This is a genomic window from Caballeronia eucalypticola (assembly GCF_047608185.1).
Lineage (GTDB): Bacteria > Pseudomonadota > Gammaproteobacteria > Burkholderiales > Burkholderiaceae > Caballeronia.
This window is the reverse complement of the sequence record NZ_JBLKRU010000008.1, coordinates 123,355-136,745: the sequence shown is the minus strand read 5'-3', so window position 1 is coordinate 136,745 and position 13,391 is coordinate 123,355. Positions and strand designations below refer to the sequence as shown.

Sequence of the window (13,391 nt, the reverse complement as noted above, 5' to 3'; positions counted from 1 at the left end):
AAAGCTGTACTGAACGCGCCGTCAGCCAAACCGGCCGAAAATCAGGCGACGCCATGACTTGAAGTCGCGGCGTCCTCATGTGGTTAAGACTTAGAGCCTGCATCTTAGCCGGGTTGCAATTAAGCTGCAGGCCCGAAGACAGACCGTTGGAACCACATGTCAGTTCCGGATACCGCTCAAAACAGCATAAATCGTACCGCGCTGAAGCGCGTTGCGATAACGCACGTCACGCTCGATTCCCGTGCGCTTACGGGCACATTTCGGTAAGCCACTGAAAAACGATTCGGCGATGGCGTTAATGGCGCCTTATAGCCGAGCGATTTTTCATATCGAATATGCTTGGCGGGAGATAGATTTCGGGCCGGCAAGCCACGTTCAGACTCGACACCATCAATTTTGCCATCCTCACGAGTTGCCGCGCTGAACGCGAAGCATGCAATCCGTACGGGCGATGTAGGCAGTGGTCTTTTGGACATGCGGATATGTACACGTATGGACAATGTCCGAGCAACTTCACTACAAGCTGCTCGCGAGTGGCACGCGGTGTAATGCCTCGTAACGCACTTGTCGCTTTTGATGCCTGACCCCAGCCGTAACACGCTCGTTGGCGTGGTTGCATCGATGCCATTGGATAGCGATATCCAAAGGTAAGACGGACGATCGAGCATTGCCGGACCGCCGGGCCTATCCCTTACAATACGGGCCACCTCAAGACAAAAAAGCGCACTCTTCGACGCCATGACACGAGATCCCCGCATCACCTTGAACGCACGACAGCAAGAGCTGCTCGACTGGGTGCAACGCGATGGCTTCGTGACAGTGGAAGACCTGGCCACGCATTTCGACGTCACGCCGCAAACCATTCGACGCGACGTCAACTGGCTCTCGGACATGAACCTCCTGCGCCGCTATCACGGTGGCGCGAGCCTGCCGACCAGTTCGGAGAACGTCTCATACACGGCGCGTCAGCGCATGTTCCACGACGAAAAACGTCGCATAGGCGCGCTCGTCGCTCAGCACATCCCCGATCAGGCGTCCCTCTTCATCAACCTGGGCACGACGACCGAGGAAGTCGCCCGGGCGCTGAACCGGCATCGCGGCTTGCACGTGATCACGAACAACCTCAACGTGGCCAGCATGATGAGCGGTTACCCCGAATGCGAGGTGCTGATTACCGGCGGCATTGTGCGGCCGTGGGACAAAGGTATTGTGGGCGAGCTGGCTATCGACTTCATCCGCCAGTTCAAAGTGGACTTCGCGATCATTGGGGCGTCGAGCATTGAAACCGACGGCACACTGCGCGACTTCGATACCCGCGAAGTCCGCGTGGCCGAAGCGATCATCAAACACGCCCGCACGGTGTTCCTCGCCGCCGATCATTCGAAATTCAACCGCCCGGCACTGGTCCGACTCGGTCATCTGAGCCAGATCGACGCGTTGTTCACCAATGCCCCTGCGCCACCGGAAATGGCTCAAACGCTCGCCGAAGCAAACACGCAGGTATTCGTGGCGGAGTAGGTCCTGCCCCAAAAATCTTGCTTCGCCAAGGCCCGCTGCCTGTGTGCAGTGCGGCAGGAACCTCACGTAAATTCTACGATTCCGCTTGTCTGCCGAACCGCTGTCGCGCCCCTAAAAAGTCAAACCCATTATTTTCCGCAAGCGTTTGGCACTCGTCTGACGCTTGCCTACAATCAAATTCCGGCAACGAAGCGCCGCTTTTGGGCGCCCCCAGCCACGCTATGCGTCATGCGTCTGCCGGACACGAAGTTTCAGCCTCGCACAACGTTCCGAAGCACTTATGCCGATCGCCGACCGATCAAAGTGCCGCTCGATCGTCATGGAGAACACGATGCTAAGTCCGCATGAATTTGCCACGCTGCTCCTGTTGCAAGACGCCCCCCATCAGATGGACATGGTGCGCGACGAACTCGACGCCCTGCTCGAGCGCCAGCTTGTCCAGTTGGAAAATCTCGCCTCCGGGCACCAGTTGTGGAGCCTGACGGCTTCCGGCGACTCCACGATCAAAGCAATCAAACGATATTCATAGATTCGCTCTTCGGCCATCGCAGCCTCCACCAAGGCTGCGTGAGTGGGCCGAACAGCGAGCCGATTAGCCAGCGCGCAACGTCGGGTCGACGGCTGCGCGCCAACTAAGCGCTTGCGCCCGCTGATCCGCGAAGAACGAAGCCCACGTGCTTTGCGCTGCTGCCGTACGGCTAGCAGTAAACGCCGCATACTGACTCGCAATTCCCGCCTCGAACGCGCAAAACTGGTCCTTTGGTAGCTTGCCGCGTTTTTGCGCCACGTAAGCATCGAGAAACGCCGTATACACGCCCTGCGCGTCCGTGCCGTAATCGACTGCGCTCCCGCCGCACATGGACTGGAGCGCGGCCAGGGACGGCGCTCCCATTGATCCTGCAACATCTGGCGCGGATATACATCCGGCCAGCGTCAGCGCGCCGAGCGCACCCGCCACTAACATCTTTCGCATCGCGTTACTCCTTCATCCCCAGTGCCTACAGTATCGGCCGGCGGCCAGCTTCGCGCCACTCGACCGAGCGGCCTATGAGCCCAAATACGATCAAAAACGACCGCAACCTGCACTTTTCCGGCAAAACGCAGTAATAGCGGCGCGTTAGCCACTCAGACGACTTTACATTTTCGTTTTTGTTCGTTAAATTTCGAATTCGAACATTAGTGTGTTCCGACGGAGTTTTCCGTTGGTGGCCATGGGGCGGACAAGCGATGCAAAGCAATCTTTACGATGTGCTCGTGGTGGGCGGCGGGGTCAACGGCACGGGTATAGCGCGGGACGCGGCGGGCCGTGGCCTCACCGTCATGCTGTGCGAAAAGGACGACCTGGCTTCGCACACGTCGTCGTCGAGTACGAAGCTCATTCACGGCGGGCTTCGTTATCTCGAATACGGCGAATATCGGCTCGTGCGCAAGGCGCTCCAGGAACGTGAAGTGTTGCTGCGCGCGGCGCCGCACATCATATGGCCGTTGCGTTTCGTGATGCCGCACATGCCGAACCTGCGCCCCGCCTGGATGATCCGCGCCGGCCTGTTCCTCTACGATCACCTTGCGCGCCGCGAATTGCTGCCCGGCTCCCGGGGCATCAAAATGCGCCGGCACCCGGCGGGCGCTCCGCTTATCGACTCAATCAAACGTGGGTTTGTCTATTCCGACGGCTGGGTGGACGACGCTCGCCTCGTCGCGCTTAACGCCGTCGATGCGCAGGAACACGGCGCCGTCATCAAGACGCGCACGCGTCTGGTGAGTGCGCGGCGCGGCGAAGGCGTTTGGCATGCCGCGCTCGCCGACAACCAGGGCGCGACCTTTGAGATTCGGGCGCGCTCCATCGCAAACGCGGCTGGTCCGTGGGTCAGCGACCTGCTCAAGGATTCGCTCAACAGCAACACGCATACGCGCCACACCGTGCGATTGGTCAAGGGAAGCCACATTGTCACCCGGCGCCTCTTTGAGCACGAGCACGCGTACATTTTCCAGAATCCGGACAAGCGCATCATTTTCGCCATTCCGTATGAGCACGACTACACGCTGATCGGAACCACGGACCTCGAGTATCACGGCGATCCATCGAAAGTCGTGATCAGCCCGGAAGAAACCGCGTACCTTTGCGACTCCATCAATCGCTACTTCAAGAAGCACATCAGCCCGGCTGATGTCTGCTGGACCTACGCCGGCGTGCGCGGCCTGCTCGAGGACGAAAACGCGGAGAACGCATCGGCCGTCACGCGCGATTACCTGCTGGAACTCGACACGCCCGCGAACGAAGCGCCGCTGTTATCGGTGTTCGGTGGCAAGATCACCACGTTTCGCAAGCTGGCCGAAGAAGCCGTCGACAAGCTGGGGGCAGCGCTGCAATCGCCGGCGCGGAGTAAAACCTGGACCGAGGGCGCGCCGCTGCCGGGGGGGGACATTGCCAACGCCGACTTCGCGCTTTTTCTCAGCTCGTTCAAGCAACGCAACAGCTGGCTGCCGGGCGAACTCGCGCACCGTTACGCGCGGGCGTACGGAACGCGCGCTCAGAAGCTTCTAGGCAATGCCGGCTCGCTCGCCGACCTCGGCGAGGCCCTGGCGCCCGGCCTCTACGAAGCCGAACTCCGCTACATGCGCGACAACGAATGGGCGACCTGTGCGGACGACGTGCTCTGGCGCCGCTCGAAACTCGGCCTGCATCTGGAGCCGGGATCGCTTGAAGACGTGGTTCGCCGCATTGACGCGTGGTTCGCGTCGAGCAAACCCGATGCCGAGCTGCGGGAGACGTCACCCACGCAATCCACGCCGCCCACACCCGCACCCGCACCCGCACCCGCTCGCACGGTCGTTTAACGAGGGGTTGCCGCGAATAGCTACCCTGCGGCACCTCATAACGGTGTGACGATATCTTCGTTTGCCGCCAGTTGAGCGAATGCTAGTCTTGCCTTCACTCGTTCCCGCGCCGGTTCGCCGAGCGGGTCTGATCGACTGAACGATTGAAAGACTGGAGGCTCATCATGGTTGCATCGGCTTATTCATCGCTGGAACTCGTGCGCGAGTCGTTCGATGCGCGCGCGCCGGCCGAACACGCCGAGGCAACACAGGCGCGTGCGGCAAACACCGTGGCAAACACCCCGGCAAACGCGCTTCACACGCAGCCAACGGACGCGCAGGAAGCGAACGACGCGCTCGAATACCTGGTTGGCGTGAACCTCGCGCGGCTGCGCGCCGAACGCCAGCTCTCGCTCGATGCCCTCGCTCGCGCGTCCGGCGTATCGCGCGCCATGTTGGCGCAGATCGAATCCGGGCGTAGCGTGCCGTCCATCAAGGTACTGCACAAGATTGCGAGCGCGCTGAAGGTATCGGTGGCGGCGTTCCTGCGACGCCACGCGATCAATGGCATCGAATATTTGCCGGCTGAAGAGGCAACGCGGATGGTGACATCGAATGGACGCTTTTCCGCCCGGCCGCTGTTTCCGTTGAGCGCGCCTGCATCGGCGGAATTCCATGAACTGAGGATTGCGCCGCTGCACGCCGAACCCGGCAGCGCGCATCCACCCGGCACCACGATCAACCTGGTTGTGAGCGACGGCACGCTGGAAATTCGCGTGCATGACCGGGCGCAGTTGCTGGCCACCGGCGACGCCATTGTGTTCGACGCCGATCAACCCCACACGCTGCGCAATCCCGGCAACACGGAAGCGCGCGCGTACCAGGTGACGGTGAACGCGGAAACGCCGCCGCGCTGGCATGTTCCGGCCGATTCACGTCGTATCGACGATGCCAGCTAAGCAAGCTTGCCTGCAAGCTAGAGGCAGGCAGTACTGCAACATTGGCAAGTCTGCTGTATCCTGAAAATCGTCGCGTTTTTAAGTGTTTAGCGACAAGTCAGTACGTCTTCAGGGCGGGGTGCAATTCCCCACCGGCGGTATGCGAGCGGCGAAAGCCTCTCGCGAGCCCGCGAGCGCCTGTGAATGCAGCTTGCAAGTCATTGCGAGCCGCCCAGCGGGGTCAGCAGATCTGGTGAGATGCCAGAGCCGACGGTCATAGTCCGGATGGAAGAAGATGTGCAGACGGTCATGTCCGTTTCGCGTGTTTGCCGCGGCGCATTTGCGTCCGCGTTAAACCGGCGCTGTCGAATTGACGGCGTTGAAGACGCGTGTCGTTCTGTCTGTTTGCAATGCCCTGAAACGTTTTTCGCCCCATTTTCTTTTGCGAGAGCGTTTCACTCATGTCCGATTCAGTTTTCACCTCCCCGGCCACCGCCTTTGCCGATCTTGCGCAACTTCGTGCAGGTGAAGCGTCCGTTGCGATCCCTCATCGAATTGCCGCTGCCCTGCAAGCGTTGCGCGAAGGCCGCGCGGTCGCCCTGCTCGACGACGACGATCGCGAGAACGAAGCCGACCTGATTTACGCCGCTGAAAAGCTTGATGTCGAAGGCATGGCGCTGATGATCCGGGAGTGCAGCGGCATTGTGTGCCTGTGCCTTCCTGACGAGACCGTTCGCGCGCTCCACTTGCCGCCGATGGTCGCCGACAACGGCAGCAAATACGGCACGGCGTTCACGGTTTCTATCGAAGCACGCGAGGGCGTGACGACGGGCGTATCGGCCATTGACCGGCTGACCACGATCCGCGCTGCGATTGCCGATAACGCGAAGGCTGGCGATATCGTGAGTCCCGGCCATGTGTTCCCGCTGCGCGCGCAGCCGGGCGGCGTGCTGACCCGGCGCGGTCATACGGAAGGAACCGTCGATCTGGCTATCCTCGCCGGGTTGAAGCCAGCCGGCGTACTGTGCGAATTGATGAACCCGGACGGCACGATGGCGCGCGGTGCTCAGATCGATGCGTTTGTGAAGGAGCGCAACATTCCGGTGCTGACAATCGCCGAACTCGCCGATTTCCGGATGGTGCTTGCCGCCGCACGCGAACTTGCGGAAGAAACGGTTTAACGACGCATAGAAGCAATAAAAAAGCGCGGCCCTGAACAAAAGGGTCGCGCTTTTTATTTATGGGTTGTGGAAGAACCCGGCAAAAATCACACGGCTTCCGCCCTCAAAATCGCCGCGAATTTTCTATAAAGCCACACCGAGCAAGTTGCCCCCGTCGCCGTATAAAGCAGCGTGCCTACGCTTTGCACGACCATCAAACCCATGGTCAGGCTGCCGATAGACCCGGCCGTCGCCAGCATTTCCGCAACCACGGTCAGCACCGTCGCAATGCCGACGACCGGCAGGATCGCAAGCAAGGCGGCTGTCGTGATGAACCAGAAATGTCCGCGCGTGTCCTCCCAGGCGGCGCGCCACTGGATCCGGCCACCAACAGCCGTGTGCGGAAACAGCAAGGCAAGCCGCGCAGACACATAACTCACGCCGCAAACAACCAGCACCGCGAGCGTGGCGGCCGCGGCCATTGAGGTGCCGCTCGACAACCCCGCCAGCCGCAACCCGATCCAGGCGATCATGACCGCGAGCGCCGCGCCTACGTACCCCGCAAGTAACGCGATGCAGAGCAGGACATAGCGCCGGATACCGGCGTCCCAGAGGTGCATCGGCGCAGGCGTGGAGACCGGTGCGGCGGCAGATGCGGCGGATTCAGCGTGCAACTTCATCGCAAAGCGGACCACGAATACGGCCAGCACAGCGAGGACCAGCGTCTGTACGAAGGTGACGCCAAGGGAAATCAGCCCTTGAGTGAACCCCGCGGCGTGACCGGCGCTGCTGCTGGTCATGGCCGTGAGCGAACTGTCCGATGCCGCCAACCCGGAAAATTGCGCCTTGTATCCGGCGGTTCCGGTTGCGAGCACGGCGACGAACGCCACTAGAAATACGATCGGCATGTGTCGTACGGCGGAGGCGGCGTCGCGCCATGCGCCCGTCAGGCATTGGCGCAGCGTGATGTCTTCCATAAAACCTCGGTCGAAAAGCGTGATGAAGCGATAAAGCCGCGAATGCGGCTCGCACGACACGCTAGTCGGTTGAGGACGCCGGGTCAACATCCGGCACAGCCTTGGCGTGGGTATTCCCCATGCAGCACGCCACGCGAACTCAAATGGCATCCACCGCGGCCGCACGCGTTCCCTGCCCGCCGCGATCAAGCCGGGCCGCATACCAGGTCACGCCGAGCGCGACCACGGCCACCACGGCCGCGACCCACGGCAGCGAATCGAGCGGATGTCCCTGGCTCAACACCACGCCGCCCAGCCACGCGCCGCCGGCATTCCCCAAATTGAACGCGCCGATATTCAGCGTCGACGCCAGGTTCGGCGCGTGTTTCGCCGTCTCCACCACGCGCGTTTGCAGCGGCGGCACGGTGGCGAACGCAGCGATGCCCCAGATAAAGATCGTGATGGCCGCGAGCGTCTGGTTATGGCTGGTCTTCGCGAAGATAGCCATGATGATCGCGAGCGCGACGAGAATGCCCATCAGCGATGGCATCAGCGCCCGGTCGGCCAGTTTGCCGCCAATCGTATTGCCGATCGTCAATCCAACCCCGAACAACACGAGCACCAGCGTGACGCCATGTGGCGAAAATCCGCTGATCTGCTCGAGGATCGGCGCAATGTAGGTGAAGACCACGAACACGCCGCCGAAACCGAGCACGGTCATTGCCAGCGCGAGCCAGACTTGGGGCTCCTTCAGCACGCGCAGTTCGCGGCCGAAGTTCGACGGCCCCGAATCGTGCTTGTTCGGCACGAGCGCTGTCACGCCGACCAGCGACAACACGCCGAGCGCCGCCACGACCCAGAATGTCGTGCGCCAGCCGAATTCCTGACCGATAAACGTCCCGAACGGCACGCCGAGCACATTCGCGAGCGTGAGCCCGGTGAACATCAGAGCAATCGCGCTGGCGCGTTTTTCAGCCGGAACCAGCGACGCCGCGACCACCGCGCCAATGCCGAAAAACGAGCCGTGCGCGAACGACGTCACCACGCGGGCGATCATGAGCATCGAATAACCGGGTGCAACGGCGCACAGCACATTGCCGACGATAAACACGCCCATCAGCAATTGCAGCGCGAGTTTGCGCGGCATTTTTGCAGTCAGCACGGCGAGCAGCGGCGCGCCCACGGCGACGCCCAGCGCGTAGCCGGTGACGAGGAATCCCGCCGATGGTATCGATACAGCCAGATCGCGGGCGACATCGGGCAGCAGCCCCATGATGACGAACTCGGTCGTCCCAATAGCGAACGCGCTGATCGCGAGCGCCAGAAGTGGAATAGGCATGAAGATCCCCTAGTTTGAGAATAAGGAAAGCGATGTCACGAATTCGATGACCACGCCCGGCGCAAGCTGCACGAACACTTGCCGTTCGCGGACGAGCGGAACCTCGGCTTCGGAAAACGGGATCGCGTGTTCGTGCAGGCGTGCGAGCAACGCCTGCCATTCGGCCGCGCTTTGAACCCGCAACGCCAGGTGATCGATGCGCGTGGCCGCCCGGCCACCGGGCGGCGAAGCCAGCACCGAGCCGCTTTCGATCAAATGCACGGCGGGCGTGTCATCGAGATAAAGCCAAAACCCGCCTATGCCGAATGGCGGGCGCGGGCCGACTTTCATGCCGGCTATATCGACGAGAAAATGGCGGATCGGCTCGCAATCGGGCGCGACGATCGTGACGTGATCGAGTTTCATCGGATGTTTCCAGCAAATTCGGGCTGCACAGTCAACCTCATACACTGCAATGCACCAAATTTTGCGCGCCCAGGAACGTTTTGATAATTGGCGTAGCATTTGAACCATTATCAAAAGCAAATTGAGAATCGCAATGGATCGACTCGGCGACATGCGCCTGTTCACTGAAGCCGCCGCGCTCGGCAGCTTGTCCGCGGCGGGGCGCAAGCTGGGTTTATCGCCGGCGGCGGCCAGCGCCCGGCTGCTCAAGCTGGAGAAATCGCTCACCGCGCGGCTGTTCGAGCGCACCACGCGCCAACTCAGGCTCACCGACGAAGGCCGGCTTTATTTGCAGCATTGCCGGATCGCGCTGCAGGCTATCGACGACGGCGAAGCCGCGCTGCACGCCGGCCAGAATCTCGTGCGCGGCAAGGTGCGGATCTCGGCCACATCGGATTTCGGCCGCAACCTGCTGTGCCATTGGCTCGATGAATTCAGCCGCCTGTATCCGGATGTGAGCTTTTCGCTGACGCTGTCGGATTCGGTATCGAACCTGCTGCTGGAAGAGATTGATCTGGCGATTCGCTTTAACCGGCCGTCGGAGGGCAATCTGATTGCCCGTCGGCTGGCGCCGAACCGGCGTGTGCTGTGCGCATCGCCGGAATACCTGGCGCGGCACGGCGAACCGAAAACGCCCGCCGATCTCGCCGCGCACACGTTCACGGTGCTGGTGACATCGACGGCAACGTTCAACGAGTTCCAGTTCGTCCGCGGCGACGAGCGTTTCACCCACACCGTGCCGCTCAGCGAGGCCTGGGAAACCAACGACGGCGCGCTGACCCGCGCCTGGGCGCTGGCCGGTCAGGGCATTGCGCACAAATCGATCTGGGATATAGCCGCCGATGTCCACTCCGGCGCGCTGAAAATTTTGCTGGCAGACTGGTGTTCGAACGAGGCGGCTGTCCACGCTGTGTATCACTGCAACCGGTATAGGGCGCCACGGGTGCGCGTGCTGCTGGACTTCCTGATCGAACGCTTCGACCTTGCGACGGCGGAATTGCTCGGCGACCTGGCCTACCCGCCCGGCCAGCAGGGTCACGAAGTCGAGCGGACGCTATAATATCAAGCTAACCGTCGAGTGCTGCAACGTGCAAATTTCGGCCAATTCAAGCGAAATAGGCCTAAAGCAGCGTTAAAAGCCGACGAAACGAAACAGATAATTCCCTTCAACGCATTAAATACCGCGCCCCCAGACTAATCACTGCGACCGGCGAAATTCATGACCAAGAAAGTGTATGTAAAGACCTTTGGCTGCCAGATGAACGAGTACGACTCCGACAAAATGGTCGACGTGCTCGGCGCAGCCAACGGCCTCACCCAGACGTTCACGCCGGAAGACGCCGACGTCATTCTCTTCAACACATGTTCGGTGCGCGAAAAAGCCCAGGAAAAGGTTTTCTCCGATCTCGGCCGCGTGCGCGAATTGAAGGAAGCGAATCCGAACCTGATCATTGGCGTAGGCGGTTGCGTGGCGAGCCAGGAAGGCGCAGCGATTGTGTCCCGCGCGCCGTATGTGGACCTGGTGTTCGGCCCGCAGACGCTGCATCGTCTGCCGGACATGATTGCGAAACGACGTTCCACCGGACGTTCGCAAGTCGACATCTCGTTCCCGGAAATCGAAAAATTCGATCATCTGCCGCCGGCGCGTGTGGATGGCCCGAGCGCGTTTGTATCGATCATGGAAGGTTGCAGCAAGTACTGCAGCTATTGCGTGGTGCCCTACACGCGCGGCGAAGAAGTATCGCGACCGCTGGATGACGTGCTGACCGAAATCGCCGGTCTCGCCGACCAAGGCGTGCGCGAAGTCACCATGCTGGGGCAGAACGTGAATGCGTATCGCGGCCCAGTGACACAGCATTCCACGGATATCGCGGATTTCGCTACGCTGATTGAATACGTCGCGGAGATTCCGGGTATTGAGCGGATTCGCTACACCACGTCGCATCCGAAGGAATTCACGCAACGCCTGATCGATACATACGCGAAAGTGCCGAAGCTCGTGAGCCACTTGCACTTGCCCGTGCAGCACGGTTCCGACCGTATTTTGATGGCCATGAAGCGCGGTTATACCGTGCTCGAATACAAGTCGGTGATCCGCAAATTGCGCGCGATTCGTCCGGATTTGTCGCTGTCTACCGACATGATTGTCGGGTTCCCGGGCGAGACGGAAGATGACTTCCAGAAGATGATGAAGCTCATCGACGAAATGAGTTACGACACCAGTTTCTCGTTCATCTACAGCCCGCGTCCGGGCACGCCGGCTGCGAACCTGCACGACGACACCCCGCGCGAAGTGAAGCTCAAGCGTTTGCAGCATTTGCAGGCGACCATCGAGGCGAACGTGGCGAAGATCAGCCATTCCATGCTGGGTTCGGTGCAGCGCATTCTGGTGGAAGGCCCGTCGCGCAAGGATCCGAGCGAACTCGCCGGACGCACGGAGAATAATCGCGTGGTGAATTTCCCGGCGCCGATCTCGTCGCACAAGCGGCTGATTGGCCAGATGGTCGATGTGGAAATCAACGTGGCGTATCCGCATTCGTTGCGCGGCGAATTAATCATGACGCCCGCGACAACTCACTAAAACCGCAGCTTCGACAGGAACCCGACTCTAGCCTTGAAGACCGCTCAGCAGCACCTGGAATTCACCGCTCCGCGCGACGACAACGCGCGGCTCGCCAACCTGTGTGGCCCGCTCGACGAAAACTTGCGGCAGATCGAGCAGGCGCTCGACGTGACGCTGACGCGTCGCGGACACAAGATCACCATCCGCGGGCGCGGCGCGAAGGTTGCGCTGGCGGCGCTCGAGAATTTCTACAATCGCGCGAAAGACACGTTGTCGGTGGACGACATCCAGCTTGCGCTGGTCGAAGCGCGCAATGCGGCGCGGCATGGGTTGAATGCCAACAGGCCATCGAATAACCTGAATTCCGAGCCCGTCGATCCGCGTTTCCGTGGCGACCCCGATCATCCCTTCGATGAACCCAACGTGACCATCGACCTGGGCGAAGAGGAAGATCCGGGGCCGAAGCTGTACACGCGACGCGCCGATCTGCGCGGCCGCACGCCCATGCAGCGTGAATACCTGAAGCAGATCATTGCGCACGATGTCACGTTTGGCATCGGCCCGGCGGGTACGGGTAAAACGTATCTGGCGGTAGCGTGCGCGGTGGATTCGCTCGAGCGCGATCAGGTGAAGCGGATTGTGCTGACGCGTCCGGCGGTGGAAGCCGGCGAGCGCTTGGGTTTCCTGCCGGGCGATCTCGCGCAGAAAGTGGATCCGTATTTGCGGCCGCTTTACGACGCACTCTACGACCTGCTCGGCTTCGATAAAACCGCAAAAATGTTCGAGCGCCAGATGATCGAAATCGCGCCGCTCGCGTACATGCGCGGCCGGACGCTGAATCATGCGTTCATCATTTTGGACGAGGCGCAGAACACTACGCCCGAGCAGATGAAGATGTTCCTGACGCGGATCGGTTTCGGGTCGAAGGCCGTTGTCACCGGCGACACCACGCAAGTCGATTTGCCGCGTGGGCACAGGAGCGGGCTGATTGAAGCGCAACACATCCTGGCCGATGTCCGCGGTATCGCGATGACGAAGTTCACGAGCGTAGACGTAGTACGGCACCCGCTGGTCGCGCGGATTGTGGAAGCGTACGACGCGCAGTCGGAGCGCGATGCCGCGGCCGCCGCGATTGCCGCCGCGAAATATCGCTCTGAATAAGCATGCCCAAACTTGCACTGACACTGCAGTTCCCGGCCGCCAAGACGTTCCCTGAACACAAGGCGCTATTGCCGCGCGCAACCGTCGCCGGCTGGATCAAGGCGTCGCTGTTCGCGGACGCGGAACTGACCGTGCGTTTCGTCGATACCGAGGAAGGCCGGGCGCTGAACCGGTCTTATCGGCAGAAGGATTACGCCACCAACGTGCTGACGTTCGCGTATGCCGAGTCGGAAGACGATCCGGTCACGGGCGACCTGGTGCTGTGCTGTTCGGTAGTGGAACGCGAGGCGCGCGAGCAGAACAAGCCGCTCGCCGCGCATTACGCGCATCTGATCGTGCACGGTACGCTGCATGCTCAGGGTTACGATCATGAAGATTCGGCGGAAGCGGAAGAAATGGAATCGATCGAAACCGGCATCATGCAAAAACTTGGTTTCACCGATCCTTACCTGCCGTTGCCGCCCAGCTAAGCCGTGACTGAAGACCCGCCCCCTT

General features: G+C 61.0%; 13 protein-coding genes and 1 riboswitch. Of the genes, 9 read left to right on the top strand and 4 right to left on the bottom strand.

The genetic code is table 11. The annotated features are described in order from the left end of the window. Window positions 1–738 precede the first annotated feature (738 nt). Entirely contained in the window at window positions 739–1,518 is a 780-nt protein-coding gene (locus tag ACMX25_RS12165; RefSeq protein WP_414950171.1) for a DeoR/GlpR family DNA-binding transcription regulator, read from the top strand. A 331-nt stretch (window positions 1,519–1,849) separates the two neighbouring features. Next, a complete protein-coding gene (locus tag ACMX25_RS12160; protein ID WP_414950292.1) occupies window positions 1,850–2,047 on the top strand; it encodes a hypothetical protein in 198 nt (65 codons plus the stop codon). A 63-nt stretch (window positions 2,048–2,110) separates the two neighbouring features. Here ACMX25_RS12160 and ACMX25_RS12155 read toward each other — a convergent pair whose 3' ends face one another. Continuing rightward, complete coding sequence (locus ACMX25_RS12155; RefSeq protein ID WP_414950169.1) at window positions 2,111–2,491, bottom strand: hypothetical protein; 381 nt, start codon at window positions 2,489–2,491, stop codon at window positions 2,111–2,113. A 254-nt stretch (window positions 2,492–2,745) separates the two neighbouring features. On the opposite strand from ACMX25_RS12155, the gene glpD reads away from it, so the two are divergent. The 3 genes from glpD to ribB all read left to right on the top strand — a co-directional run bounded on the left by glpD (window position 2,746) and on the right by ribB (window position 6,454). Continuing rightward, window positions 2,746–4,356 (top strand): glycerol-3-phosphate dehydrogenase, encoded by a 1,611-nt coding sequence (glpD, locus tag ACMX25_RS12150; protein WP_414950167.1) that lies wholly within the window; start codon window positions 2,746–2,748, stop codon window positions 4,354–4,356. A gap of 164 nt (window positions 4,357–4,520) precedes the next feature. Then, on the top strand, window positions 4,521–5,294 hold the full coding sequence (locus ACMX25_RS12145; protein WP_414950166.1) for a helix-turn-helix domain-containing protein: 774 nt from the start codon (window positions 4,521–4,523) through the stop codon (window positions 5,292–5,294). A gap of 100 nt (window positions 5,295–5,394) precedes the next feature. Further along, window positions 5,395–5,574: riboswitch (FMN riboswitch) on the top strand. Window positions 5,575–5,734: 160 nt separating this feature from the next. Continuing rightward, window positions 5,735–6,454, top strand: coding sequence for a 3,4-dihydroxy-2-butanone-4-phosphate synthase (gene ribB / locus ACMX25_RS12140; RefSeq protein WP_414950164.1), 720 nt, complete (start codon window positions 5,735–5,737; stop codon window positions 6,452–6,454). A gap of 86 nt (window positions 6,455–6,540) precedes the next feature. On the opposite strand, the gene ACMX25_RS12135 is transcribed toward ribB, so the two are convergent. The 3 genes from ACMX25_RS12135 to ACMX25_RS12125 all read right to left on the bottom strand — a co-directional run bounded on the left by ACMX25_RS12135 (window position 6,541) and on the right by ACMX25_RS12125 (window position 9,133). Beyond that, window positions 6,541–7,410, bottom strand: coding sequence for a hypothetical protein (locus tag ACMX25_RS12135; RefSeq protein ID WP_414950162.1), 870 nt, complete (start codon window positions 7,408–7,410; stop codon window positions 6,541–6,543). A gap of 139 nt (window positions 7,411–7,549) precedes the next feature. Next, on the bottom strand, window positions 7,550–8,728 hold the full coding sequence (locus ACMX25_RS12130; protein ID WP_414950160.1) for an MFS transporter: 1,179 nt from the start codon (window positions 8,726–8,728) through the stop codon (window positions 7,550–7,552). Window positions 8,729–8,737: 9 nt separating this feature from the next. Continuing rightward, a complete protein-coding gene (locus tag ACMX25_RS12125; protein WP_414950158.1) occupies window positions 8,738–9,133 on the bottom strand; it encodes a VOC family protein in 396 nt (131 codons plus the stop codon). A gap of 133 nt (window positions 9,134–9,266) precedes the next feature. On the opposite strand from ACMX25_RS12125, the gene ACMX25_RS12120 reads away from it, so the two are divergent. From ACMX25_RS12120 to ybeY, 4 genes are all read left to right on the top strand, one after another. Further along, window positions 9,267–10,232, top strand: a complete 966-nt coding sequence (locus ACMX25_RS12120; protein ID WP_414950156.1) for a LysR family transcriptional regulator — start codon at window positions 9,267–9,269, stop codon at window positions 10,230–10,232. A 159-nt stretch (window positions 10,233–10,391) separates the two neighbouring features. Next, window positions 10,392–11,753 carry a tRNA (N6-isopentenyl adenosine(37)-C2)-methylthiotransferase MiaB gene (gene miaB, locus ACMX25_RS12115; protein WP_414950154.1) on the top strand — a complete coding sequence of 454 codons (1,362 nt, stop codon included), beginning with the start codon at window positions 10,392–10,394 and terminating at the stop codon, window positions 11,751–11,753. Between the two features lie 33 nt (window positions 11,754–11,786). Beyond that, window positions 11,787–12,896, top strand: a complete 1,110-nt coding sequence (locus ACMX25_RS12110) for a PhoH family protein (protein WP_414950152.1) — start codon at window positions 11,787–11,789, stop codon at window positions 12,894–12,896. Window positions 12,897–12,898: 2 nt separating this feature from the next. Continuing rightward, window positions 12,899–13,366 carry an rRNA maturation RNase YbeY gene (gene ybeY / locus ACMX25_RS12105; RefSeq protein WP_414950150.1) on the top strand — a complete coding sequence of 156 codons (468 nt, stop codon included), beginning with the start codon at window positions 12,899–12,901 and terminating at the stop codon, window positions 13,364–13,366. Window positions 13,367–13,391: the final 25 nt, after the last annotated feature.